Consider the following 24,610-nt stretch of genomic DNA (forward strand, 5'->3'; position numbering starts at 1 on the left):
AGGCATTGACGGCAAGGGGCAAGGGGAAAACGTGTCAGCGGCTAGGCAAGGTGTCGTGGACGCCCGCAGGATCGTGGTCAAGGTCGGCTCCTCCTCCCTGACCACGGCGGCCGGCGGGCTCGACGCCGACCGGGTGGACGCGCTCGTCGACGTCCTGGCCAAGGCCCGCAGCGGCGGTGAGAAGGAGATCGTCCTTGTCTCCAGCGGAGCCATCGCCGCCGGGCTCTCCCCGCTCGGCCTGCGCCGCCGGCCCAAGGACCTGGCCCGCCAGCAGGCCGCCGCCAGCGTCGGACAGGGCCTCCTCGTCGCCCGCTACACCGCCTCCTTCGCGCGGTACGGCGTGCGCGTCGGCCAGGTGCTGCTCACCACCGACGACACCAGCCGGCGCGCCCACTACCGCAACGCGTACCGGACCCTGGACCAGCTGCTGGCCATGGGCGCCCTCCCCGTCGTCAACGAGAACGACACCGTCGCCACGGACGAGATCCGCTTCGGCGACAACGACCGGCTCGCCGCCCTCGTCGCCCACCTCGTCCGCGCGGACCTCCTCGTCCTGCTCTCCGACGTCGACGGCCTCTACGACGGCGACCCGTCCCAGCCCGGCACCACCCGCATCGAGGAGGTCCGCGGGCCCGAGGACATCGCGCACGTCTCCATCGGCAGCGCCGGCAAGGCGGGCGTGGGCACCGGCGGCATGGTCACCAAGGTCGAGGCGGCACGGATCGCGGCAGCCGCCGGCGTCCCGGTGGTGCTCACCTCCGCGAGCCAGGCCGCCGACGCCCTGGCCGGACGGGGGACCGGCACGCTCTTCCACGCCACCGGACGCCGTAGCGCGGACCGGCTGCTCTGGCTCCAGCACGCCTCCACCCCGCAGGGCCACCTCGTCCTGGACGAGGGCGCCGTCCGAGCGGTCACCGAGCGGGGCAGCTCGCTGCTGCCCGCCGGCATCGCGGCGGTCGAGGGCGACTTCGTCGCGGGCGACCCGGTGGAGCTGCGAGCGGCGGACGGCCGCGCCGTCGCCCGGGGTCTGGTCAACTTCGACGCCAAGGAGCTCCCGCAGCTGCTCGGCCGCTCCACTCGCGAGCTCGCGCGGGAACTCGGACCCGCGTACGAGCGGGAGGTCGTCCACCGTGACGATCTGGTCCTGCTCCAGGGCTGAGGTTCGGCAAAACCGCAGCGCGGCCGCCCGGGGACTGGTCAACTGTGAAGGGCAGAGCAGGCGGACACGCGTAGCGAGACAGGAGGCGGCTGGTGAGACGAGCGCTGACCAGCGTCGGTACGGGGGACGGTGACGGCGGCGGGTACGAGCAGGACCAGGCCTCGCGCCTGTGGCACGTGACCCTGAGCGTCTCCGGCAAGCCGGCCCCGCTCTCCGAGGTGCGGCGGGGGCTGGAGCAACTGGCACACGACCACCCGTTCCTGCTGACCAGCCGGTACGCCGACGACCACGCGGAGATCCGGTACTGGGAAGAGGCCCGGGACCTCCACGACGCGGCGGCCGTCGCGCTGCGCCTGTGGGGCGAGCACCGCTCCTCGGCACAGCTGCCGCCCTGGGAGATCGTCGGCCTGGAGGTCATCGACCGGGCCACCTACCACCTGCGCGTGGCGGAGGGCTACGGCCCACCCCCGGCCCACCCGGTGGGCGTACACCCGTACTGATCGATGTACCGGAAGTCCTGGCTCCTCCACCCCCTCCGGCGTTCGAGGCGCAGGGCTCCGGGGCGGAGCCCCCGGCTCCTTCCGCCGCTCCGGCGTTCGAGGAGCGGGGCCGGGCAGAGCCCGGGAAACGGAGAAAGGGCGGGGCGGGGGAGAGGCTCCGCGCAGCGGCAGCCACGGGCCCCGTCTCGCGGGATGGAAGCCCACCGAAGACGCGTCCCCGGCGCACTACCCTGGTCGGCATGACCTCGCTCGACGACGCCACCGTCACCTCGCCCGTCCTCGCCACGGCGCACCGCGCCCGGACCGCCGCCGCGGCCATCGCCCCACTCCCGCGGTCCGCCAAGGACGCGGCCCTCCTGGCGATCGCGGACGCGCTGGAGGCCCGCACCGCCGAGATCATCACGGCCAACGCCGTGGACACGGACAAGGCGCGCGCCGCCGGCACCAGCGAGACCGTCATCGACCGCCTCACCCTGACCCGGGAGCGGGTCGCCGCCATCGCCTCCGACGTCCGCGACGTCGCCGCCCTCCCCGACCCCGTCGGCGAGGTCGTCCGCGGCAACACCCTCCCCAACGGCATCGACATCCGCCAGATCCGGGTCCCCCTCGGCGTCGTCGGCATCATCTACGAGGCCCGACCCAACGTCACCGTCGACGCGGCCGCCCTCTGCCTCAAGTCCGGCAACGCCGTCCTCCTGCGCGGCAGCTCCTCCGCCTACGCCTCCAACACCGCGCTCGTCGCCATCCTCCGCGACGCCGCCCTGAGCGCCGGCCTGCCCGCCGACGCGATCCAGCTCGTCCCCGGCGAGTCCCGCGACTCCGTCCGCGAGCTGATGCGCGCCCGAGGCCTCGTCGACGTGCTCATCCCGCGCGGCGGTGCCTCCCTCATCAAGACCGTGGTCGAGGAGTCCACCGTCCCGGTCATCGAGACCGGTACCGGCAACTGCCACGTCTACGTCGACGCCCAGGCCGACCTCGACATGGCCGTGGACATCCTCATCAACTCCAAGGCCCAGCGGCCCTCCGTCTGCAACGCCGCCGAGACCCTCCTCGTCCACCGTGACATCGCCGGCGCCTTCCTGCCGCGCGCCCTCGACGCGCTCGCCGACGCCGGCGTCACCGTCCACGGCGACGAGGCCGTCCTCGCCGCCGCCGAGGGCACCAAGGCCACCGCCCTGCCCGCCACGGACGAGGACTGGGCCGCCGAGTACCTCTCCTACGACATCGCCGCGGCGGTCGTGGACTCCCTCGACGACGCCGTCACCCACATCCGCCGCTGGACCTCCGGGCACACCGAGGCGATCGTCACCACCTCGCAGGCCGCCGCCCGCCGCTTCACCCAGCTGGTCGACTCCACCACCGTCGCCGTAAATGCATCCACCCGGTTCACCGACGGTGGTCAGTTCGGCTTCGGCGCCGAGATCGGCATCTCCACGCAGAAGCTGCACGCCCGGGGCCCGATGGGGCTTCCGGAGCTCACCTCCACCAAGTACATCGTCACCGGCGACGGTCACGTTCGGTAGTCGAAGTGCCCGCCGGGTGTGGCGGGAATCGGGCGGACACCCTGCCCAAAGGCTCCCCTCAGGTCTAGTCTGTTCCCGTGCCGGACGACGTGGGGGGCAAGCCGTTCCCGGACGACGGGGAGCCCGACGACGACCGCGGAGGCGCGGAAGAGGACTTCGCCTCCGTGGTGTTCGACGAGGACTTCGTCCGGAACGCCGAGATCCATGAACCGAGCGCCGCCGAGCGCCAGCGGGCGGCCGACCGGGCGCGCGCGGAGGCGGAAGCCGCCCGGGCCGTCGCGGGCGGCTGGACGGGCGACGACGACCACGACGGCTACGGCTACGGCCGTTCCGACGGGTACGACGCCGACGAGTACGGCTGGGACCACGGCGGCGACCACGAGCGGGGCCACGGCCACCCCGACGGTCCGTACGGGGCCTACGGCGGCAGCCTGCGCCCCTACCGGGGCCGCGCCCCGTGGCTGCGCCCGGTCGCCTGGGTGCTCGCCTTCGTGATGGGCCTCGGCATGGTCGCGCTCGCCTTCAGTGCCGTCTACCGCAGCGCCTCGGGCGAAGCGGACCCCGCTCCGGCGCCCGCCAGCACCCCCAGGCGTGAAGTCACCGGCGTCGGCGCGTTTACGTACCCCTCAGTACGCCAACCCTGAAGGTACGACCCCGCTCGCGTTCGCCGGAGCTGGGGGCTTCTCTGAAGCGGGGACAGCGGGGAGAAGCGATGGCCGTACCAGGAGACCCACCCAACGGCACCCCCGACGGCACCGCCGGGGGCGACGACGAATTCCGGTCGGACGAGTACGGATCGGTGGTGTTCGACGAGGACTTCGTCCGGGCTGCCCGGCTCCAGGAGTACTCCGCCCAGGAACGCATGGGCGAGCACGCCCGGGCCGTCCGCAGCCGGTCCATGTGGTCGGGCTCCGCGCCCCGGACCAGCACCCCCGGCCGCGCCGCCCGGCAGGGCATGCTGCTCGTGCTCCTCATCGCCACGGCCTTCTCCGTCGCCGTCTACATGGGCCTGCGCAACCCCTACGTGCCCCCTTCCGGGGGGCCCGCCCAGCCGCTCACCAGCACCGTGGTCCCGCTCGCGCCGACCACCGCCGTGCCCGGCGGGCTGCCGCCCGAGCTGTTCGCGCAGAGCCCCGCCGCCGACTACCGGGTCGGGGCGGCCGGGATCAGCCTGCCCGCCGTGCGCCGCACGCACCACTTCACCGACGTCCAGGTCGTCACCGCGCTGTCCATCGCCAAGGACTACCTGGTGCAGTCCTCGCTGGACCCCGACGTCCTGGCTGGGTCCGCCGTCCGGCCCGTGCGCGTCCTGCTCGACCCCGACCAGTTGGAGCAGTTCGACCGCAGCATGACCTCGCCCGCCGGCGACGGCCGGCACGCCGCCACCGGCTGGCTGGTCCGCTTCGACCCGGCAGCCGCCGTCATGGCCGACCCCCGGGTCCGGGTGAGCGGCAGTCTCACCTACGAGGAGGTGGCCCAGGACGTGCTGGAGGTCACGACCGATCACACCTTCGTGTACGCGGTACGGCCGGCCACCGGAGCCCCGGCCGCGGCCGACGGCGCGTCGCTCTTCACCGTCCGGCGCGAGCTGCGGCTGCGCTTCGACCGCGACGACCTGAGCACCCGGCGGCTGGAGCTGGCATCGGCCTACGTGATGGCCGGGCCGCAGGACTGCTCCGCCGACCCGGCCGGAGGCTTCCGCCCGCTCCTGGCCGGGGCCGGCCCCACCACCGTGGGCCCGGCCGCGAGCGACCCGTACGCCGGCGGCCACCCGAGGCGCACGGCCGGGCTGTGCGGCGTACTGGCTCCCGCGGCGACTCCTGGCGCCCCCGTCAGCCCTGTCCCGTAGCCCCGCCCTTGCCTCCGGAGCCGGTGTCCGCGCCGGCGCCGGTTCCGGCGCCGGTGAACTTGTCACGCAGCCTGCCGCCCATGTCGGCCGCGCCGCCCGCGATGTCGCCCACCAGCTTGAACAGCGGGTCCTTGCTGGTGCGCACCGAATCGGCGTAGTGCGCGGCCGACTCCCGGAAGGAGTCCGAGACCGAGGCGTCCTTGTCCTCCTCGCGGCGCGGGTAGTGGCCGTCCATGATCCGCTGGTGGTCCCGGCTCTCCGACCACTTCTTCAGCTCGGCCGCCCGGACCGTGGTGAAGGGGTGCGTGCGCGGCAGCATGTTGAGGATCTTCAGCACGGAATCCCGCAGGTCGCCGCCCTTCTCGTACTCGTCGGCCTGCTCCAGGAAGGCATCCACGTTCATCTCGTGCAGGTGGTTGCCGCCCGCCAGCTTCATCAGGCCGCGCATGGAGGCCGTCACGTCCTGCCCCACCAGCAGCCCCGCCCGGTCGGCCGAGAGCTCCGACTTGCGGAACCACTCCCGCAGCGCGGTCACCAGCGTCATGACCGCCACATTGCCCAGCGGGATCCACGCGACCTTCAGCGCCAGGTTCGTCAGGAACAGCAGGATCGTGCGGTACACCGAGTGCCCCGACAGCGCGTGGCCCACTTCGTGGCCGACCACCGCCCGCATCTCCTCCTCGTCGAGCAGCTCGACGAGGCTCGTGGTCACCACGATGATCGGCTCGTCCAGCCCGATGCACATGGCGTTGGGCCGCGGGTCCTGCTGCACGTACATCTGCGGGACCTTCTCCAGGTCCAGGATGTAACAGGCGTCGCGGAGCATCGCGTACAGGTGCGGGAACTGCGTCTCGCCCACCCGCACCGAGTCCGACAGGAACAGCAGGCGCAGGCTCCGCTCCGGGAGGAGCCCGCTCAGGGCCTTGAAGACCGTGTCGAAGCCGCTCAGCCTGCGCAGCGCCACCAGGGCCGAGCGGTCCGCGGGATGCTCGTACGCACGCGAGGAGATGCCGGGGAACCTCCTGCGGTCCCGCGCCGGCGTCTTCTCGAATCCCGTCTCAGTCATTGCGCCCTCCCCTGATTGACCTGCTCCACCATGCGTCTATCCTCTCCAACGCCTGAGTCGGCGCGAGCGTGCCCCGGGCGCCCGCATACGATGTGAGCGAAGTCTCCGACAGCTCCCCGACTCGATAGGTACCTGCCTGATGAGCCTCTCCTCCACCGCCCACAACCTGGTCGTCCTCGCCTCGGAGGGGGCCGAACAGCACGGCGGCAACCACGACAGCCTCAACCCGTACCTGACCGGCGGCGCCGCCTTCGTGATCCTCATGCTGATGCTCTGGGTCACCACGCGCCTGAACCGCGACCGCTAGCCGACCCGGTCCGCCGGGCCAGTAGGCTCTGCGCTCATGGGAGAGCAGGAGATGCCTACCGGTCCGGTCAAGCGCCGGCTCGGCGTGATGGGCGGGACATTCGACCCGATCCACCACGGACACTTGGTGGCCGCCAGCGAGGTGGCCGCCCTCTTCCACCTCGACGAGGTGGTGTTCGTGCCGACCGGTGAGCCGTGGCAGAAGTCCCAGCGGGCCGTCTCGCCCGCCGAGGACCGCTACCTTATGACGGTCATCGCCACGGCCTCGAACCCGCAGTTCTCGGTGAGCCGCATCGACATCGACCGCGGCGGGCCGACGTACACGATCGACACCCTGCGGGACCTGAAGGCGCTGAACGACGACGCCGACCTGTTCTTCATCACGGGTGCCGACGCGCTCGCGCAGATCCTGACCTGGCGGAACGCCGACGAGCTCTTCTCGCTCTCCCATTTCATCGGAGTCACCCGGCCGGGCCACGTGCTCTCCGACGACGGGCTGCCCGAGGGCGGGGTCTCCCTGGTCGAGGTGCCCGCGTTGGCGATCTCGTCGACGGACTGCCGCGCGCGGGTCGCCCAGGGGGATCCCGTCTGGTACCTGGTGCCGGACGGCGTGGTGCGCTACATCGACAAGCGTGAGCTGTACCGGGGAGCCTGAGCTTCCGGAGAGAGGGGCCCCGCGGTGAACGACCGACAGGATCCGTACGACCCGTATGCCGCGCACGAGCAGCAGCTCATCGGCTACGACGCGTACGGGCGGCCGGTGTACGGCCAGGCGCCCGCGCAGCCCGCCGCCCCCCAGTACGAGCAGCAGGGCTACGGCTACGACTACCAGGGCTACGGCCAGCAGCAGCCGCAGCAGTACTATCCGCAGCAGCCCGCGCCCCAGGACTACGGGCAGCAGGAGTACACCCAGGCCCCCTCCTACGGGTACGACGCCCAGCAGGCCGGGCCCCAGGCCCCGCAGCAGACCCAGCAACAGGCCCAGCAGCAGGCCCAGCAGCAGGCCCAGCAGTGGATCCCGCAGCAGGCGGCGCCCGAGCCCCCGGCCGCCGAGCGGCCCCAAGCCCCGGCGGAGCGGCCGGTCGCCCAGGTCCCCGAGCCGCGTCGGCCCGAGGGCGGCTCCGAGGCGGGCCGGGACTACCGCACCGAGATGTTCGCCTTCATCGACCAGCCGGACGAGGACTCCGAGGACGTCATCGACTGGCTCAAGTTCACCGAGAGCCGCACCGAACGCCGCGAGGAGGCCCGCCGCCGCGGCCGTAACCGGGTCGTCGCGCTGATCGTCGTCCTGGCCTTGTTCGTCGTCGGAGGCGCCGGCTACCTCTGGTACCAGGGCAAGCTGCCCTTCCTCGGCGGTCCCGGCGGCGAGAAGACCGCCACCACCGCGGACGCCGCGGCACAGAAGCGCGACATGATCGTCATGCACCTGCACAACACCAAGAAGGGCGGCACCTCCTCGGCGCTGCTCGTCGACAACGTCACCACCAAGCAGGGCGCCACCGTCCTGCTGCCCAACGCCCTCGCCGTGACCGGCCAGGACGGCACCGCAAAGGGCCTCGGCAAGGCGGTCGAAGAGGGCGGCCTCGGCACCCGCGAGGCCCTCGACTCCGTGCTCGGCACCCACATCGGCGGCACCTGGCGCCTGGACACCCCCTTCCTGGAGAACCTGGTCGAGCTGGTCGGCGGCATCGAGGTCGACACCGACACCGCGGTCCCGGCCGACGACGCCGCCAAGGCCCCGGCCGTGGCCCAGGGCCAGAAGCAGAGCCTGAGCGGCCCGATGGCCGTCGCGTACGCCACGTACCGCGCGCAGGGCGAACCGGAGGCCAAGCAGCTGGAGCGCACGGGCAAGGTGCTCCACGCGGTCCTGCGCAAGGTCCCCAGCGACCCGAAGGCCGCGGCCGTCACGGTCGAGAGCATCGGCCAGATCCTCGATCCCGCGCTCAACGCGCAGACCCTCGGAGCCCTGCTGTCCAAGCTCGGCGCGCACGCCAAGGCGGGCGCCTACCGCACCGACCTCATCGCGGTGAAGCCGGACGGGACGCTCACGGACGAGGCCAACAGGAAGGTCGTCAAGGAGGTGCTCGGCGGTTCCGCCGAAGCGGCGCAGCCCGGCGCCATCCCGCGCGTCGGCCTGAAGGACGCCACCGGCGACGACAAGACGCAGGTCGCGGCGAAGGCGGCGCTGATGAACGGCGGCTACACCTTCGTGGACGGCGGCAAGGCCGACAAGACGGCGGCCGCCTCGCAGATCACCTATCAGGACGACGCCCAGCGCGACCGCGCGATCGAGGTGGCCAAGACGCTGGGGCTGCCCGAGACGGTCGTGAAGAAGGCCGAGAACATCGTGAACGCCGAGGTCGTGGTGATCCTCGGGAAGGACTACAAGGCGTCCTGACCGGGCCGCGGTCCGGCCGGGAGGGGCGCTCGCGCCCGTGCGGAACGCTACGCGCGGGCGCCGTCGGCGGTACATGAGACCCTTGTAAGGATCTGCCCGCCAACCCGAAAGCATGGCCAGTGACCGCCACGGACCGCTCCATCGAACTCATCACCACCGCTGCCCAGGCCGCGGCCGACCGGCTCGCGCACGACATCATCGCGTACGACGTCAGCGACGTGCTGTCGATCACCGACGCCTTCCTGCTCGCCTCGGCGCCCAACGACCGCCAGGTCAAGTCGATCGTCGACGAGATCGAGGAGCGCCTGCAGAAGGAGCTCGGCGCCAAGCCGGTGCGCCGCGAGGGCGACCGCGACGCCCGCTGGATCCTGCTCGACTACGTCGACATCGTCGTCCACGTCCAGCACAGCGAGGAGCGGGTCTTCTACGCGCTGGAGCGCCTGTGGAAGGACTGCCCCGAGATCGAGCTCCCCGAGGACGCGAAGCTCACCCTCGGCAAGGCCGAGGAGCACGCCAAGCTGCGCGAGGCGGCGGGCGACGAGGACCTGGACGGTGATCTGTTCTGAGCGCGACGCACGCGGCCGAGCCGGCCAGATCCAACAGGAAGATCGTCCTCTGGCGGCACGGCCAGACCTCCTGGAACCTGGAGCGGCGCTTCCAGGGCTCCACGGACATCGAGCTGACCGAGACGGGGCTGGCGCAGGCGCGCCGTTCCGCGCGGCTGCTCGCCTCGCTGAAGCCGGACGCCATCGTCGCCTCGGACCTGCGGCGCGCCGCGGACACGGCGGCCGAGCTGGCCGCCGTCACCGGGCTGCCGGTGACGCACACCGAGGCGCTGCGCGAGACGTACGCCGGTGAGTGGCAGGGTCTGACGCACGAGGAGATCCTCGGCAAGTACGGCGAGCAGTACGCGGCGTGGAAGCGCGGCGAACCGGTTCGCCGCGGCGGCGGTGAGCTGGAGACCGAGGTCGCCGACCGCGCGGCGCCCGTGGTGCTGGAGCACGCCGACGGGCTGACGCAGAACGGCACGCTCGTCGTGGTCAGCCACGGCGGCACCATCCGTACGACGATCGGGCGCCTGCTGGGCCTGGAGCCGTACCACTGGGAGGGCCTGGGCGGGCTCTCCAACTGCTGCTGGTCCGTCCTCGGCGAGGGCGCCCGCGGCTGGCGTCTGCTGGAGCACAACGCCGGCACGCTGCCGGAACCGGTGCTCGGCGACGACGACTGAGCGGCTCCCTGCCGCTTCCCACCGGGGCTCCGACCCGGATTTCACTTTCCGGCTGGTCACAGGCTAGAGTTCTTCTTGTTCGCAGCGAAGAACACCGGAGACGGGGGAAGCGCAGCGGAGAGCGGGGCTATAGCTCAGTTGGTAGAGCGCCTGCATGGCATGCAGGAGGTCAGGAGTTCAATTCTCCTTAGCTCCACAATCAGGATCCCGTCCCCAAGTGGGGGCGGGATCCTTGTTTTTGTACCCTTTGCGTTTGCTGACCTGGCCCGCACCGGCGTGGCAGAATCGGACAGCCGGAGGGGGAGTCGACGGCCCGACGCGGGAGGGAGTCGCGAACGGATGGGTGCACACCGGCGCCGGTGCGACTGGTGCAACAACGGGACGCCGATCGTGCGGGACATGGACCCGGTCAACCCCGACTACCAGTATTGGTGCGAGGAATGCGCGCGGGCGCTGATCATAAAAGGCGACCCGATCGAGACGTACCGGGAGCTGGAAGGGGAGCCGATCTACGGTCGGCTGCTCGATGAGCACTGCACGCTCAAGCGCTTCTACCAGTTCGCAAGAGCGTGACAGAGTAGTGCAAAACGGACATGGCCCTTGGTTGGTGGAAACCGATTTTTGGACCAGGGCCATGACCGTGTAATGTTTGGGACGTCGCCGAGGGGAACCGGCAAGGGAAACCGAAGCGGCAAGCAGGGCAAGGGGCTATAGCTCAGTTGGTAGAGCGCCTGCATGGCATGCAGGAGGTCAGGAGTTCAATTCTCCTTAGCTCCACAGTGAAGAAGCGGGCCACCCGGATCGGGTGGCCCGCTTCTCGTTGTGTCGCCGGGTGGAACGGCCGAGCGTCGGCGGGGGCCGCTGCGGTACCCTGACGCCATGCGTGCCGTACGCCTCCTGCTTACCGAGCCGCGCTGATCAGTACCGACACCTTCGAAACGGTGGTCGGCATCGGCGCGGCGTCCCCTCCTGTGCGAGGGGTTTTTTCGTTTGGGCAGGCAGAGACGGCAGAGACGATCGATGGAGCTTCAGAAATCATGAGCGAGACGAACACCCCGGCCCCCGAGGCGGCCGAGGCGCACCGCTACACGGCTGCCATGGCCGCCGACATCGAGGCACGCTGGCAGGACGTATGGGACGCGCAGGGCACCTACGAGGCCCCGAACCCGACCGGTGACCTGGCCGGGGACCCCGCGGTCGCCGCGCGGCCCAAGAAGTTCATCATGGACATGTTCCCGTACCCGTCCGGTGCGGGCCTGCACGTCGGTCACCCGCTCGGGTACATCGCCACCGACGTCTACGCCCGCCACCAGCGGATGACCGGCCACAACGTCCTGCACACCCTGGGATTCGACGCCTTCGGCCTGCCGGCCGAGCAGTACGCCGTGCAGACCGGCACGCACCCGCGCGTGTCGACCGAGGCGAACATCGAGAACATGAAGGTCCAGCTGCGCCGGCTGGGCCTGGGCCACGACAAGCGCCGGTCGTTCGCCACCATCGACCCGGACTACTACAAGTGGACCCAGTGGATCTTCCTGCAGATCTACAACTCCTGGTACGACGCGGACGCGAAGAAGGCCCGGCCGATCGCCGAGCTGGTCGCCGCCTTCGAGGACGGCTCCCGCGAGGTCCCGGGCGGCCGCCCCTGGGCCGCGCTGACCGCCGCGGAGCGGGCCGACGTACTGAACGGCCACCGGCTGGCGTACTCCTCGGACGCGCCCGTCAACTGGTGCCCCGGGCTGGGCACCGTACTGGCCAACGAGGAGGTCACCGCCGACGGTCGCTCCGAGCGCGGCAACTTCCCGGTCTTCAAGTCCAAGCTGAGCCAGTGGAACATGCGGATCACCGCGTACGCCGACCGGCTGCTGGACGACCTGGACGCGCTGGACTGGCCCGAGGCGATCAAGCTGCAGCAGCGCAACTGGATCGGCCGCAGCGAGGGCGCGCGCGTCGACTTCGCCCTGGGCGACGAGGCCATCACCGTCTTCACCACCCGCCCGGACACGCTGTTCGGCGCCACCTACATGGTGCTGGCGCCCGAGCACCCGCTGGTGGAGAAGTTCATCCCGGCCGCCTGGCCCGAGGGCACCCACGACGTGTGGACGGGCGGGCACGCCACCCCGGCCGAGGCCGTCACCGCCTACCGCAAGCAGGCCGCCTCGAAGTCGGACGTCGAGCGCCAGGCCGAGGCCAAGGACAAGACCGGCGTCTTCACCGGTGAGTACGCGATCAACCCGGTGAGCGGTGACAAGGTCCCGGTCTTCATCGCCGACTACGTCCTGATGGGCTACGGCACCGGCGCGATCATGGCCGTTCCGGCGCACGACAGCCGGGACTTCGAGTTCGCGCGCGCCTTCGAGCTGCCGATGCGCTGCGTCGTGCAGCCCTCCGACGGCCGCGGCACCGACCCGGCCGAGTGGGACGACGCCTTCGCCTCGTACGACGCGAAGCTGGTCAACTCCACCGGCGAGGGCATCTCGCTGGACGGCCTGGGCGTCGTCGAGGCGAAGGCCGCGATCACCGAATGGCTGGCCGAGCGCGGCATCGGCGAGGGCACGGTCAACTTCCGCCTGCGCGACTGGCTGTTCAGCCGTCAGCGGTACTGGGGCGAGCCCTTCCCGATCGTCTACGACGAGGACGGCGTCGCGCACTCCCTGCCCGAGTCGATGCTGCCGCTGGAGCTGCCGGAGGTCGAGGACTACTCGCCGCGCACCTTCGAGCCGGACGACGCGGACTCCCAGCCGGAGACCCCGCTGTCGCGCAAGGCCGACTGGGTCAACGTCGAGCTGGACCTGGGCGACGGCGTGAAGTCCTACCGGCGCGAGACCAACACCATGCCCAACTGGGCCGGTTCCTGCTGGTACGAGCTGCGCTACCTGGACCCGAACAACGCCTCCGCGCTGGTCGACCCGGAGATCGAGCAGTACTGGATGGGTCCGCGCGAGGGCGCCCCGCACGGCGGTGTCGACCTGTACGTGGGCGGCGCCGAGCACGCGGTGCTGCACCTGCTGTACGCCCGCTTCTGGTCGAAGGTGCTGTTCGACCTGGGCCACGTGTCGTCGGCGGAGCCGTTCCACAAGCTCTTCAACCAGGGCATGATCCAGGCGTACGCCTACACCGACGAGCGCGGTGTGTACGTCCCGGCGGCCGAGGTCGAGGAGCGCGACGGCGCGTACTTCTACGAGGGCAAGCAGGTCAAGCGCGAGCACGGCAAGATGGGCAAGTCCCTGAAGAACGCCGTCACGCCAGACGAGATCTGCGAGGAGTACGGCGCCGACACGCTGCGCCTGTACGAGATGGCGATGGGTCCGCTGGACGTCTCGCGTCCGTGGGACACGCGAGCCGTGGTCGGCCAGTACCGCCTGCTGCAGCGCCTGTGGCGCAACATCGTGGACGAGGAGACCGGCGCGGTGACGGTCGTCGACGCCGAGCCCGGCGAGGACACGCTGCGCGCCCTGCACAAGGCGATCGACGGGGCCGGCGCGGACATGGCGGGGCTGCGGTTCAACACCGCCATCGCCAAGATCACCGAGCTGAACAACGCCCTGACGAAGGCGGGCCGCCCGCTGGAGCGCTCGGTCGCCGAGCGGCTGGTCCTGCTGGTCGCCCCGCTGGCCCCGCACATCGCGGAGGAGCTGTGGCACCGTCTGGGCCACAGCGGGTCCGTGGTCCACCAGGACTTCCCGGTCGCGGACCCGGCGTACGTCGTGGACGAGAGCGTCACCTGCGTGGTGCAGGTCAAGGGCAAGGTCAAGGCGCGGCTGGAGGTGTCGCCGTCGATCACGGACGCCGAGCTGGAGCAGCTGGCCGTGAACGACGCCGGTGTCGTGGCGGCGCTGGGCGGCGCGGAGATCCGCAAGGTGATCGTGCGCGCGCCGAAGCTGGTGAACATCGTCATCTGAGGGCGCACCCCCGCGTAGGGGGGATCCCGTACGGGCAGGTTGGGGGTTCGATGGGAACCCCTGGCCTGCCCGTGGCGTTTACGGTGGAGGGGATAGCCGACGCCTGGGGAAAGGGGCCGTCATGGAGGCCGCGTTGATCATCTTCGCGTTGATGTTGCTGGCCGTCGTCGGCCTCGGCGCGTATCTCACGGTCAAGGCGGTGGGCGCGGCCAAGCGGGGTGTGGAGCGCACCGTCGTGCAGGCCCGGCGCACGGTGGAGGACACCACCCTGCGGGCCAAGAGTTTCGGCCAGGTCGGAGTGGTGGGAGCGCTCGCGCAGGTGCGGCTGGACCTGCGGACGTCGATGCGCGCCACCCAGCAGGCACTGGCCGAGGGGGTCCAGGCGGACGCCTCGCTGCGCGAGTCCCTCGGGCTGTTCGAGCGGCTGAGTGCGCACGGGCACGAGCTCGACGGGGAACTGAAGCGCTTGGAGCAGGAGCCCGACCGGCGGCGCACCGCCGAGCTCCTGCCGGATCTGCGGGAGCGCGCGGCCAAGATCATCCAGGCGGCGGACTCGCTGCGGTGGGCCGCCCGCGACCGGGCCCGGCGCTTCGCGGAGGACGACCTGTCCCTGCTGTCGGACCAGATCGAGATGGAATCGGGCGCGCTGCGCGACTGGTCCCGCGAACCGGTGGACGACCTGGCGGCGGCAGCCGCCGAATGGGACGCCGCCCAGTCCGCCCAGGCCCCTCAGACCACCCGGTCCACCCAGACCCCGAGGCCGGCAACCACGCCTCCGCCGGCGGCATTGAACCCGCCCACGCCGACGATGCAGTACCCGTGGCAGAAGACCCCCCGCCCGGAGAGCGCCGGCTGAGCGAGGCCTGCGACCGGCCCTCGGCCGACGGGGCGCCGGGGCGAGCCCGGGCGGCGGCTGTCCGGGGGCTGGTGCTCCGGGGTCCGAGGGGCGCAACCCCTAGGGTGTCCGGCGGGGTGTCCGGGGCAGGGCCCCGGCAGCGGGGTCTCGGGGCGGAGCCCCGAGTTTCGGGAAGGGGCGGGTTGGGGCAGAGCCCCGCAGGGCGCCCGACGCCACCCCCGCCGCACGACCCGTAGGCTCGGCCCGACCCACCCCCGGCGGAAGCCGACGCAACCCCGCCCCCGACCCGTCCGGGGCCCCGGCTGCCGTACCGCCCCTACGAGCGGTAACCTCCGCCTCATGTCCCGCCATGTCGCCATCGTCACCGATTCCACGGCCTACCTGCCCCGACCGGCCATGGCGCGGCACGGAATCACCGCCGTCCCCCTCACCGTGGTGCTCGGCGGAGAGGCCCTGGAGGAGGGCACCGAGATCTCGGCGCGCAGCCTGGCCCTGGCCCTGCAGAAGCGCCGCTCGGTCACCACCTCCCGCCCCAGCCCGGAGGAGTTCGTGCGGGCCTACCAGGCGGCCGCCGACGCCGGGGCGAGCGGCGTCGTCAGCCTGCACCTGTCCGCCGAGTTCTCCGGGACCTACGACGCCGCCGTGGTGGCCGCCAGGACCGCCCCCGTGCCCGTGCGCGTCGTGGACACCGGCATGGTCGCCATGGCCCTCGGGTTCTGCGCGCTCGCCGCGGCCGAGGTCGCCGAAGCGGGCGGCTCCGTGGACGAGGCCGTGGCGGCCGCCGAGAAGCGGGCGGCGGACATGGCCGCGTACTTCTACGTCGACACCCTGGACTACCTGCGCCGCGGCGGCCGGATCGGTGCCGCGCAGGCCCTGCTCGGCTCGGCCCTGGCGGTGAAGCCGCTGCTGACCCTGGACGGCGGGCGGATCGAGATGCTGGAGAAGGTGCGTACGGCTTCCAAGGCCATCGCCCGCCTGGAGGAGCTGGCCGTCGAGCGCGCCGGCTCCGCCGACGTGGACGTGGCGGTGCATCACCTGGCGGCGCCGGAGCGGGCCGAGAAGCTCGCCCAGCGGCTCCGCGAGCGGATTCCCGGCCTGGTCGAGCTGCACGTCAGCGAGGTCGGAGCGGTGATCGGGGCGCACACCGGGCCGGGGCTGCTGGCGGCGGTGGTCTCGCCCCGCTGATCACCGGAACGAGTGGCGCGGTTATCCACAACGGGGCTGCCGTCCACCGGAATTGAAGCCTCAGAACGGCTGTCGGGATCTGCCCCTACGGTCGTGACATGACTCTTCGAACGCGTACTCCGTATCCGTCGGGCGCCACCAGCGGCCCGGGCCGTTCCCGTCTTTCCGACGGCCGCCTCCGGCACGGCCGTGGCCGCCGCGACAGGCGCCGCCACGGCCTCCGTGCCGCTCCCGCACATCTTCCGCATCCCGATCCCGACACCGATCCCGATCCGTATGCCGACCCCGACCCCGGCCCCGGCCCCGCCCCCGGCCCGGGACAGGATCGGGATCGGGATCGGGGCACGGACGCGGTCCGGCGGAGGGCGGAGGCCCTGTTCGGCGGCGCCGGCCCGCCGCAGGCGCCGCCGCAGGTCGCGGACGAGCCTGCGGCACCGCCCGGGGAGGCGGATGCCCTGCCCACCGGTACCGCGCGGAGGCTGGCGGTGCGGGAGCGGCTGCCGGTGTGGCTGCAGGCCCGGTGCGCGGTGGAGCCGCGCACGGTGGCCGCGGTAGGGGTGGTGCTGGTCGCCGCCGTCGGCTTCGCCGGGCAGCAGTACTGGTCGGCCCGGCCGCGGGAGGTGACCGCCCCCGCACTGGCCGCCCCCGCGGTGGTGCCGGCGGGGGCCACCGCGTCCGCAGGGGCACCGGCCTCCGCAGGCGGCGGCGCGGGGCCCGCGCGGATCGTCGTCGACGTCGGCGGCAAGGTCCGGGATCCGGGGGTCCGGCGGCTGCCCGCCGGTTCCCGGGTCGAGGACGCGCTGGCCGCCGCCGGGGGAGTGCGGCCGGGCACGGACACCACCGGACTGAACCGGGCGCGGGTGCTGGTGGACGGCGAACAGGTGCTGGTGGGCGTGAACGCGACGGCCCAGCCGCCGCCCGGAGGCGCCGCGGGCGGGCCGCCCGCCGGGCCGCTCAGCCTGGGTTCGGCCACCGTCGAGCAGCTGGACGGTCTGCCGGGGGTGGGGCCGGTCCTCGCTCAGCACATCGTCGACTTCCGCACCGCCCGCGGCGGCTTCCGTTCCGTGGAGGAGCTCCGCCAGGTCAACGGCATCGGCGAGCGGCGCTTCGCCGACCTGCGCACGCTGGTGCGGCCGTGAACCGCCCGGAGGGGGCGGGCCCGACGGATCTGCGTCTCGCGGTGCCCGCCGTGGCCGCCTGGGCGGCGGCCGCCCTCGCACTCGGCGCACCCGTCGGGCGGACCGCCCTCGGCGTGGGTCTGGCCGTGGCCGCCGCGGGGCTGCTGATGCTGGTGCAGGCAAGGCGCCCAGGGGCGCTGTGGAGGGTCGCCCCGGCCGTGGCGACGGCCCTGCTGTCCGCAGCCGCCGGAGCGGGCGTCGCGGGGCTCCAGCTGGCCGAGGCGCGGGCCGGGCCGGTCGCCGGGCTGGCGAGCCGGCACGCCCGGGTACACGCCGAGCTGACCGTCGGCTCCGATCCCAGGACCGCGCGGAGCGGGAGCGGCCCGCCGGTGGTGGTGCTGGACGCGGTGGTGACCCGGGTGACCGGGCCCGACGGGGCGAGCACCCGGGTCGAGACCCCGGTGCGGGTGCTGGCCGGGCACGCGGGATGGACCCGGCTCCTGCCCTCCACGCGGGTGGCGGTGGTCGCCCGGCTGGCCCCCGCGCAGGGCGGGGAGCGGGCCGTGGCACTGCTCCGCCCGGCCGGTGACACACCGCCGGAGGTGACCGGCGGCCCGGACACCGCCCAGCGGCTGGCGGGACGGCTGCGGTCCGGGCTGCGCGAAGCCACCGACGGGCTCGCACCGGATGCGCGGGCCCTGCTGCCGGGACTGGTCGTCGGGGACACCTCCAGGGTTCCGCCCGACCTGCACGAGGCCTTCCGGGCCACTGATCTGCTCCATCTGCTGGCCGTCTCCGGGTCGAACCTGACCGTGGTGCTGTTCCTGCTGATCGGCCCCCCGGGCCGCGCGCAGCAGGCCGAGCGGCGTGGGCTGGCACCCCGCCTCGGGCTCTCCCTGCGGACGACGGCCCTGTGCGGGACGGCCCTGACACTGGCGTTCGTGGTGGTGTGCCGGCCGGAGCCGAGCGTGTTGCGGGCCGCGGCCTGCGGGGCGGTCACCCTGCTGGCCATCGCCACCGGCCGGCGCAGGTCCCTGATCCCCGCCCTGGGGTCCGCGGTGCTGCTGCTGGTGCTCTACGACCCGTGGCTGGCCCGCAGTTACGGCTTCCTGCTCTCGGTCCTGGCCACGGGGGCGCTGCTGACCCTCGCTCCCCGGTGGAGCGGGGCCCTGCAACGGCGCGGGATGGGGCCCCGGCTCGCCGAGGCGGTGGGCGCAGCCGCTGCCGCCCAGGCGGTGTGCGCGCCCGTGGTCGCGGTGCTCGCGGCCCGGGTCAGCCTGGTGGCGGTGCCGTGCAATCTGCTGGCCGAGCTGGCGGCCGGTCCGGCGACCGTGCTCGGTTTCGCCGCGCTGGCGGCGGCCCCGCTGTGGATGCCCGCCGCCGAGGTGCTCGCCCGGTGCGCCGGGGTGCCCGCGGGGTGGATCGCCGCCGTGGCGCGGGCCGGGGCGAGGTTCCCGGGTGCGGAGCTGCCCTGGCCGGGCGGGCTGACCGGCGGCCTCCTGCTGGCCGCCGCCACCCTGGCGGCCGTCGTGGTGGGCGCCCGCTGGGGGCGGCGGCGGTGGCTGTGCTCCGCGCTGGCGGTGCTGCTGCTCCTCGCGGTACTGCGGCCGCCGCAGCTCACCCGTACGCTCACCGGCTGGCCTCCGCCCGACTGGAGCTACGTCCAGTGCGCCGTGGGGCAGGGGGACGCGGCGGTTCTCGCCGTCGGCCCGGGGGAGGCGGTAGTGGTGGACGCCGGCGCGGACCCCGGGCCGGTGGACGCGTGCCTGCGCGAGCTGGGGGTGCGCCGGGTGCCGATGCTCCTGCTGACGCACTTTCACGCAGACCACGTGGGAGGCCTGGCAGGCGTTCTGCGGGGCCGGTCCGTGGGAGTGATCCAGGCCACCTCGCTGGAAGAGCCGCCCGGGCAGGCCCAGTTCGTCCGCCGGACGGCAGCGGCCGCCGGGGTGCCGGTCGTGCCGGCGGTGCAGGGGGAGCGGCGCCGGGCCGGCCCGTTCGAATGGCAGATGCTGTGGCCGCCGCCGACCGGGTCCCCCTTCGAAGGGCCCAACGACGCGAGCGTCGTCCTGCTGGTGCGCGGCGCGGGGCTCACCCTGCTGCTGCTCGGCGACCTCGAACCGGAGGCGCAGCAGGCCCTCCTGAGGGAGCATCCGCAGCTGGGCCCGGTGGACGTCCTCAAGGTCGCCCACCACGGCTCCGCCCACCAGGATCCCGGGCTGCACGAGCGGATCCGGCCCCGGCTCGCGATCGTGCCGGTCGGGGCCGGCAACCGTTACGGGCACCCCGCGCCGGGCACGCTCGCCCGCCTGCGGGCCGTGGGGGCGACGGTGCTGCGCACCGACACCGACGGTTCGGTCGCCGTCAGTGGAACCGGCGTTCGGCTGCGTGCGTTTCCAGCCAGGAGGCGGCGTATGCGACGCGGGCATACCGGACGTGACCGCTCTGTTTGCCCACAACCCGACAGCATGATCGAATGCGTCTTCGCCAGAACGGTCCAAGTCCACACAGCACGGGGGTGCACACGTCATGTTCGGTCGCCGACGGGGGATGGAGTCGGCCGGAAGTTCCAGCCCGCATACATCCGCGACACTGACGCTGCCGCCGACGGCTCGTCTGCTCAGCTGCCGGGTCCTCGACACGGTCCACCGGCCCATCCGGCAGGCCGCGTTCGAGGTGACGGATCCGATCGGCCGCCGGATCGTCAGCGGCGAGACCGACCCGTTCGGCGGCTTCACGGCCGCCGTGCCGGAGGGGGAGTACCGGCTCTCCGTCACCGCCGAGGGGTACACGCCGTTCCACGGCGTCACGCTCGTGGGAGACCCGGCCCAGCCCGGTACGGGGGAGATAATCCTCGACGCGGTGGAGCCGCCGATCCTGCCGCAGCCCGGCCACTGGGAGCTCGACCCGTCGCACTCGTCCATCGGCTTCACGGCCCGGCACATCGGCCTCGCCCGGATCAACGGACGGTTCAACACGTTCGCCGGGGCGGTGCGGATAGCCGAGCGCATGGAGGACTCCTCCATGCACGTGATCATCGACGCGGCGAGCATCGACACCGGGGCCCGGCGGCGCGACGACCACCTGCGGTCGGGGGACTTCCTGGACGCGGTCCGCCACCCCACGGTGGAGTTCTACAGCGAACGGTTCATCCACCGCACCGGCAGCCGCTGGGCCGTGGCGGGTGCCCTGACCCTCCACGGGGTGAGCCGGTCCGTGACCCTGGACACCCAGTACCTGGGTCTCGGTACGGGCATGGAGGGCGAGGTGCGGGCGGCCTGCCGGGCCACCGCCGAACTGCACCGCGAGGACTTCACCCTCAACTGGCAGTCGATGCTGGCGCACGGGATCGCGGCGATCGGTTCGAGCGTGGACGTGACACTGGACGTCCAGATCGTGCACAAGGCCTGACCCCGGCGGGGCTCAGGGAGCCTCCAGCCAGCCTTCGTACTCGGCGGCGAGGCCGTCCAGGGCGGTGGCGTCGAGCCGTTCGCGCGGGTCCTCGACGACCACCAGCCACTGGGCGTCCTCGGCGTCGTCCTCGCCGGCCAGCGCGTCGCGGACCAACTGCGGTTCCTCCGGGAGGCCGAAGCGGTCGACGGCCTCCTGGGCCACCTCCTCGGCGGCGTCGCGGTCGGGCAGGACGAGTACATGTCGCACGTTCACCGGGCCATTGTGGAATACGCGGTGGAGGGGGTCGGGGCGCGGGGGGCTGTCACTGCGGCATGGGATGCTGGAGGCGATGGCCACCAGGAAGAACCCCACCGACGATCCGCTTGCCCCGATCACCCTCGCGGTGGGGCAGGAGGAGCTGCTGCTCGACCGCGTCGTGCGGGAGGTGGTGTCGGCCGCCCGTGCCGCCGACACCGACACCGACGTCCGCGACCTCACCTCCGACCAGCTCCAGCCGGGCACGCTGGCCGAGCTGGTGAGCCCCTCGCTCTTCTCCGAGCGCAAGGTGCTGGTCGTGCGCAACGCGCAGGACCTGTCCGCCGACACGGTGAAGGAGGTCAAGGCCTACCTCGCCGGGCCCTACGAGGAGATCGCGCTGGTCCTCCTCCACGCGGGCGGGGTCAAGGGCAAGGGGCTGCTGGACGCGGCGCGCAAGGCGGGCGCCCGGGAGATCGCCTGCCCGAAGATGACGAAGGCGGCGGACCGGCTCGCCTTCGTCCGGGGAGAGTTCCGCACGCTGGGACGTTCGGCGACCCCGGAGGCGTGCCAGACCCTGGTCGACGCGATCGGCAGCGACCTGCGGGAGCTGGCGAGCGCCGCGGCGCAGCTGTGCGCGGACGTCGAGGGGACCATCGACGAGGCCGTCGTCGGCCGCTACTACACCGGCCGGGCCGAGGCCTCCAGCTTCACCGTCGCCGACCGGGCGGTCGAGGGGCGTGCGGCCGAGGCCCTGGAAGCCCTGCGCTGGTCCCTGGCGACCGGCGTGGCCCCCGTCCTGATCACCAGCGCGCTGTCGCAGGCGGTCCGCGCGATCGGCAAGCTCGCCTCCGCCCCGCGCGGGGCCCGGCCCGGGGACCTCGCCCGTGACCTCGGCATGCCGCCGTGGAAGATCGACCGGGTCCGCCAGCAGATGCGGGGCTGGTCGGCGGACGGCGTCGCGGACGCGCTGCGCGCCGTCGCCGCCGCCGACGCGGGAGTCAAGGGCGGGGGCGACGACCCCGAGTACGCCCTGGAGAAGGCCGTCGTCGCGGTGGCCCGCGCGGCCCGCCCCCAGCGCCGCTGACGGAACGGAGCCGTCCGCGGCCGCCCGCCCCCGGAGCAGCGCGAAGGCCCCGGTCGTCACCCTGGGGAAGGGGGACGGCCGGGGCCTTCGGTCACTGCTGGTGTTGCTCCGCACCCGCGTGGCGAACGCTTCGTGTGCGGAGCGGGGTGCCGGTCAGGAGCGGGAGAGAGGGCCCACTGGGTCCCTTCCGGCGATCACATCGAGTGCGGAACTCAGATGGCGGCAACCTTGGAGGCCAGCGCCGACTTCTTGTTGGCGGCGGCGTTCTTGTGGATGACGCCCTTCGAGACGGCCTTGTCCAGCTTCTTGGAAGCCAGGCGGGCCGCAGCGGTGGCCTTCTCCGCGTCGCCGGCGAGGATGGCCTCGTTGGCCTTGCGGATGAAGGTGCGCAGCTCGGACTTGACCGACTTGTTGCGAAGGCGGGCCTTCTCGTTGGTCTTGTTCCGCTTGATCTGGGACTTGATGTTCGCCACGAAAGAGCCTTTTCAGGTTCAGAGTTTGATCTTCGGATTGTGTCCCGACAGCTGAGAGGGCATACGAGACACAGCTGCCCAGGCTACCAGGCGCGCTCAGGGCGGCCCAAACCGAGCGCACTGCCCCGTCCATGGGACCATGGGAGCCTGCGTATGGACCGACATCGCGCCGCCGAGAGCGACCGGAGCCGGACTGTCCGCTCCGACCGACGCTCCGAAAACGCTTCCGACTGCGACCCGAGAATCAGGACACTGCGTGCCCGCGATCCCCAGCCACGTGCCCGAGCCGAGCCGTACCGACCCGGCGCTGATCCGCAATTTCTGCATCATCGCGCACATCGACCACGGCAAGTCGACCCTTGCCGACCGGATGCTCCAGCTCACCGGTGTCGTCGACCAGCGGCAGATGCGCGCCCAGTACCTCGACCGCATGGACATCGAGCGTGAGCGCGGCATCACGATCAAGTCCCAGGCGGTGCGGCTGCCCTGGGCGCCCACCACGGGCGAGGGCCAGGGCAGCACCCACATCCTCAACATGATCGACACCCCCGGGCACGTCGACTTCACCTACGAGGTCTCGCGCTCGCTCGCCGCGTGCGAGGGCACGGTCCTGCTGGTGGACGCCGCCCAGGGAATCGAGGCGCAGACCCTCGCCAACCTGTACCTGGCGATGGAGAACGACCTCGCGATCGTCCCCGTCCTCAACAAGATCGACCTGCCGGCCGCCCAGCCGGAGAAGTTCGCCGAGGAGCTCGCGAACCTGGTGGGCTGCGACCCCGACGACGTGCTGCGCGTCTCGGCCAAGACCGGTATGGGCGTGGAAGCGCTGCTGGACAAGGTCGTCGCCACCGTCCCGGCCCCGGTCGGCGTCAAGGACGCCCCCGCCCGCGCGATGATCTTCGACTCGGTCTACGACTCGTACCGCGGCGTGGTCACGTACGTCCGTGTGGTCGACGGCCAGCTCAACAAGCGCGAGCGCATCAAGATGATGTCCACCGGCGCCACCCACGAGCTGCTGGAGATCGGCGTCTCCTCCCCGGAGATGACCCCGGCCGACGGCATCGGCGTCGGCGAGGTGGGCTACATCATCACCGGCGTGAAGGACGTCCGTCAGTCCAAGGTCGGTGACACCATCACCAGCCTGCACAACGGCGCGACCGAGGCCCTCGGCGGCTACAAGGACCCGAAGCCGATGGTCTTCTCGGGCCTCTACCCGCTCGACGGCTCCGACTACCCGGACCTGCGCGAGGCCCTGGACAAGCTCCAGCTCAACGACGCCGCGCTGGTCTACGAGCCCGAGACCTCCGCGGCGCTCGGCTTCGGCTTCCGCGTCGGCTTCCTCGGCCTGCTCCACCTGGACGTGGTCCGCGAGCGCCTGGAGCGCGAGTTCGGCCTCGACCTGATCGCGACCGCGCCCAACGTGGTCTACCGGGTGGTCCTGGAGGACGGCAAGGAAGTCACCGTCACCAACCCGAGCGAGTTCCCCGAAGGCAAGATCAATGACGTCTTCGAGCCGGTCGTCCGGGCCACCGTGCTCGCCCCGACCGAGTTCATCGGCGCGATCATGGAGCTGTGCCAGCAGCGCCGCGGCACCCTCCTGGGCATGGACTACCTCTCCGAGGACCGCGTCGAGATCCGCTACACCCTCCCGCTCGCCGAGATCGTCTTCGACTTCTTCGACCAGCTGAAGTCCAAGACGCGCGGCTACGCCTCCCTCGACTACGAGCCCACCGGCGAGCAGGCCTCCAGCCTGGTCAAGGTGGACATCCTGCTGCACGGCGACAAGGTCGACGCCTTCTCCGCCGTCTGCCACAAGGACGCCGCCTACGCCTACGGCGTGCGCCTCGTCGCCAAGCTGCGCGAGCTCATCCCGCGGCAGGCCTTCGAGGTGCCGGTCCAGGCCGCCATCGGCTCCCGCGTCATCGCCCGCGAGACCATCCGCGCCATCCGCAAGGACGTCCTCGCCAAGTGCTACGGCGGTGACATCTCCCGTAAGCGGAAGCTGCTGGAGAAGCAGAAGGAAGGCAAGAAGCGGATGAAGATGGTCGGCTCCGTGGAGGTCCCGCAGGAGGCCTTCATCGCCGTCCTCTCCAGTGACGAGTCCGGCGCAAAGAAGAAGTAGCCACCTCTCCGTCACCCGGCGTACACGGGCCCCCGCGCAGCGCGCGGGGGCCCGTTTCGTTATGAAGCGGCCGCTCGCCAACTCTTACGCGCACGCCGGACGCGCTCTAGTCTGATCACTGCTCGACGGTTACTCGCCAGTTTAAAAAGTCAACGGCTGCAAACCCGCCAGTCCCAAGCGCCCCCAGCGCCCC

Annotated in this window: 21 protein-coding genes, 2 tRNA genes and 1 pseudogene; 21 read left to right on the plus strand and 3 right to left on the minus strand. The window is 72.3% G+C overall.

The window, feature by feature from the left end; all coding sequences use genetic code 11:
• Nucleotides 1–31: 31 nt before the first annotated feature.
• From proB to ACZ3X1_RS04865, 5 genes are all read left to right on the plus strand, one after another.
• Complete coding sequence (gene proB, locus ACZ3X1_RS04845) at nt 32–1,159, plus strand: glutamate 5-kinase (protein ID WP_356813289.1); 1,128 nt, start codon at nt 32–34, stop codon at nt 1,157–1,159.
• Nucleotides 1,160–1,263: 104 nt separating this feature from the next.
• The gene (locus ACZ3X1_RS04850; protein ID WP_225885106.1) at nt 1,264–1,659 is read left to right on the plus strand and encodes a hypothetical protein; all 396 of its coding nucleotides are present in this window, start codon (nt 1,264–1,266) and stop codon (nt 1,657–1,659) included.
• A 239-nt stretch (nt 1,660–1,898) separates the two neighbouring features.
• A complete protein-coding gene (locus tag ACZ3X1_RS04855) occupies nt 1,899–3,182 on the plus strand; it encodes a glutamate-5-semialdehyde dehydrogenase (protein ID WP_356813290.1) in 1,284 nt (427 codons plus the stop codon).
• 77 nt (nt 3,183–3,259) lie between these two features.
• Entirely contained in the window at nt 3,260–3,826 is a 567-nt protein-coding gene (locus tag ACZ3X1_RS04860) for an SCO2584 family spore wall biosynthesis protein (protein ID WP_356813291.1), read from the plus strand.
• A gap of 68 nt (nt 3,827–3,894) precedes the next feature.
• A complete protein-coding gene (locus ACZ3X1_RS04865; protein WP_467276651.1) occupies nt 3,895–5,031 on the plus strand; it encodes an SCO2583 family membrane protein in 1,137 nt (378 codons plus the stop codon).
• On the opposite strand, the gene ACZ3X1_RS04870 is transcribed toward ACZ3X1_RS04865, so the two are convergent.
• Nucleotides 5,015–6,097: a M48 family metallopeptidase gene (locus ACZ3X1_RS04870; protein ID WP_467276655.1), complete on the minus strand. Its 1,083-nt coding sequence runs from the start codon at nt 6,095–6,097 to the stop codon at nt 5,015–5,017. The two genes, ACZ3X1_RS04865 and ACZ3X1_RS04870, sit on opposite strands and share 17 nt — an antisense overlap.
• A 139-nt stretch (nt 6,098–6,236) precedes the next feature.
• Between ACZ3X1_RS04870 and ACZ3X1_RS04875 the strand changes: the two genes are divergently transcribed.
• The 14 genes and pseudogenes from ACZ3X1_RS04875 to ACZ3X1_RS04940 all read left to right on the plus strand — a co-directional run bounded on the left by ACZ3X1_RS04875 (nt 6,237) and on the right by ACZ3X1_RS04940 (nt 20,498).
• Nucleotides 6,237–6,404: a hypothetical protein gene (locus ACZ3X1_RS04875; RefSeq protein WP_037631388.1), complete on the plus strand. Its 168-nt coding sequence runs from the start codon at nt 6,237–6,239 to the stop codon at nt 6,402–6,404.
• A gap of 36 nt (nt 6,405–6,440) precedes the next feature.
• On the plus strand, nt 6,441–7,058 hold the full coding sequence (gene nadD / locus ACZ3X1_RS04880; protein ID WP_356813294.1) for a nicotinate-nucleotide adenylyltransferase: 618 nt from the start codon (nt 6,441–6,443) through the stop codon (nt 7,056–7,058).
• Between the two features lie 24 nt (nt 7,059–7,082).
• A complete protein-coding gene (locus ACZ3X1_RS04885) occupies nt 7,083–8,801 on the plus strand; it encodes an LCP family protein (RefSeq protein WP_467276661.1) in 1,719 nt (572 codons plus the stop codon).
• Between the two features lie 119 nt (nt 8,802–8,920).
• Nucleotides 8,921–9,367, plus strand: a complete 447-nt coding sequence (gene rsfS / locus ACZ3X1_RS04890; protein WP_356813296.1) for a ribosome silencing factor — start codon at nt 8,921–8,923, stop codon at nt 9,365–9,367.
• Nucleotides 9,364–10,029, plus strand: a complete 666-nt coding sequence (locus ACZ3X1_RS04895; RefSeq protein WP_356813319.1) for a histidine phosphatase family protein — start codon at nt 9,364–9,366, stop codon at nt 10,027–10,029. Before rsfS ends, ACZ3X1_RS04895 begins: the two co-directional genes overlap by 4 nt.
• A gap of 123 nt (nt 10,030–10,152) precedes the next feature.
• Nucleotides 10,153–10,225 (plus strand) — tRNA-Ala (locus ACZ3X1_RS04900).
• A 203-nt stretch (nt 10,226–10,428) separates the two neighbouring features.
• Nucleotides 10,429–10,602, plus strand: a complete 174-nt coding sequence (locus ACZ3X1_RS04905; protein WP_157854762.1) for a hypothetical protein — start codon at nt 10,429–10,431, stop codon at nt 10,600–10,602.
• A gap of 131 nt (nt 10,603–10,733) precedes the next feature.
• Nucleotides 10,734–10,806: transfer RNA gene (locus ACZ3X1_RS04910), tRNA-Ala, on the plus strand.
• A 260-nt stretch (nt 10,807–11,066) separates the two neighbouring features.
• A complete protein-coding gene (gene leuS / locus ACZ3X1_RS04915; protein ID WP_467276666.1) occupies nt 11,067–13,931 on the plus strand; it encodes a leucine--tRNA ligase in 2,865 nt (954 codons plus the stop codon).
• Nucleotides 13,932–14,052: 121 nt separating this feature from the next.
• Nucleotides 14,053–14,787, plus strand: coding sequence for a hypothetical protein (locus ACZ3X1_RS04920; RefSeq protein ID WP_467276669.1), 735 nt, complete (start codon nt 14,053–14,055; stop codon nt 14,785–14,787).
• Between the two features lie 339 nt (nt 14,788–15,126).
• Entirely contained in the window at nt 15,127–15,972 is an 846-nt protein-coding gene (locus tag ACZ3X1_RS04925) for a DegV family protein (RefSeq protein WP_356813299.1), read from the plus strand.
• 485 nt (nt 15,973–16,457) lie between these two features.
• On the plus strand, nt 16,458–17,111 hold the full coding sequence (locus ACZ3X1_RS04930) for a ComEA family DNA-binding protein (protein ID WP_390076886.1): 654 nt from the start codon (nt 16,458–16,460) through the stop codon (nt 17,109–17,111).
• Nucleotides 17,108–19,480: pseudogene (locus ACZ3X1_RS04935) on the plus strand (ComEC/Rec2 family competence protein); the annotation flags it as partial. The gene ACZ3X1_RS04930 and the pseudogene ACZ3X1_RS04935, both read left to right, overlap by 4 nt.
• A gap of 136 nt (nt 19,481–19,616) precedes the next feature.
• The gene (locus tag ACZ3X1_RS04940; protein ID WP_436842241.1) at nt 19,617–20,498 is read left to right on the plus strand and encodes a YceI family protein; all 882 of its coding nucleotides are present in this window, start codon (nt 19,617–19,619) and stop codon (nt 20,496–20,498) included.
• A 12-nt stretch (nt 20,499–20,510) separates the two neighbouring features.
• On the opposite strand, the gene ACZ3X1_RS04945 is transcribed toward ACZ3X1_RS04940, so the two are convergent.
• Nucleotides 20,511–20,753 (minus strand): hypothetical protein, encoded by a 243-nt coding sequence (locus tag ACZ3X1_RS04945; RefSeq protein ID WP_037924385.1) that lies wholly within the window; start codon nt 20,751–20,753, stop codon nt 20,511–20,513.
• 76 nt (nt 20,754–20,829) lie between these two features.
• Here ACZ3X1_RS04945 and holA point away from each other — a divergent pair, with 76 nt between their 5' ends.
• Complete coding sequence (gene holA / locus ACZ3X1_RS04950; protein ID WP_467276679.1) at nt 20,830–21,822, plus strand: DNA polymerase III subunit delta; 993 nt, start codon at nt 20,830–20,832, stop codon at nt 21,820–21,822.
• Between the two features lie 212 nt (nt 21,823–22,034).
• Here the strand turns inward: holA and rpsT are convergent, their stop codons facing one another.
• The gene (rpsT, locus tag ACZ3X1_RS04955; RefSeq protein ID WP_030030523.1) at nt 22,035–22,295 is read right to left on the minus strand and encodes a 30S ribosomal protein S20; all 261 of its coding nucleotides are present in this window, start codon (nt 22,293–22,295) and stop codon (nt 22,035–22,037) included.
• Nucleotides 22,296–22,551: 256 nt separating this feature from the next.
• On the opposite strand from rpsT, the gene lepA reads away from it, so the two are divergent.
• On the plus strand, nt 22,552–24,417 hold the full coding sequence (gene lepA, locus ACZ3X1_RS04960) for a translation elongation factor 4 (RefSeq protein ID WP_356813302.1): 1,866 nt from the start codon (nt 22,552–22,554) through the stop codon (nt 24,415–24,417).
• Nucleotides 24,418–24,610 lie beyond the last annotated feature (193 nt).

The sequence above is a fragment of the Streptomyces sp. NPDC023541 genome (genome assembly GCF_055559995.1).

Bases quoted from the DNA above. Each gene is read 5' to 3' on its own strand.
- ACZ3X1_RS04855 (WP_356813290.1), top strand. From the start codon at position 1,899: ATGACCTCGCTCGACGACGCCACCGTCACCTCGCCCGTCCTCGCCACG.
- ACZ3X1_RS04865 (WP_467276651.1), top strand. From the start codon at position 3,895: ATGGCCGTACCAGGAGACCCACCCAACGGCACCCCCGACGGCACCGCC.
- ACZ3X1_RS04870 (WP_467276655.1), bottom strand. From the start codon at position 6,097: ATGACTGAGACGGGATTCGAGAAGACGCCGGCGCGGGACCGCAGGAGG.
- ACZ3X1_RS04875 (WP_037631388.1), top strand. From the start codon at position 6,237: ATGAGCCTCTCCTCCACCGCCCACAACCTGGTCGTCCTCGCCTCGGAG.
- nadD (WP_356813294.1), top strand. From the start codon at position 6,441: ATGGGAGAGCAGGAGATGCCTACCGGTCCGGTCAAGCGCCGGCTCGGC.
- ACZ3X1_RS04905 (WP_157854762.1), top strand. From the start codon at position 10,429: ATGGACCCGGTCAACCCCGACTACCAGTATTGGTGCGAGGAATGCGCG.
- leuS (WP_467276666.1), top strand. From the start codon at position 11,067: ATGAGCGAGACGAACACCCCGGCCCCCGAGGCGGCCGAGGCGCACCGC.
- ACZ3X1_RS04920 (WP_467276669.1), top strand. From the start codon at position 14,053: ATGGAGGCCGCGTTGATCATCTTCGCGTTGATGTTGCTGGCCGTCGTC.
- ACZ3X1_RS04925 (WP_356813299.1), top strand. From the start codon at position 15,127: ATGTCCCGCCATGTCGCCATCGTCACCGATTCCACGGCCTACCTGCCC.
- ACZ3X1_RS04940 (WP_436842241.1), top strand. From the start codon at position 19,617: ATGTTCGGTCGCCGACGGGGGATGGAGTCGGCCGGAAGTTCCAGCCCG.
- holA (WP_467276679.1), top strand. From the start codon at position 20,830: ATGGCCACCAGGAAGAACCCCACCGACGATCCGCTTGCCCCGATCACC.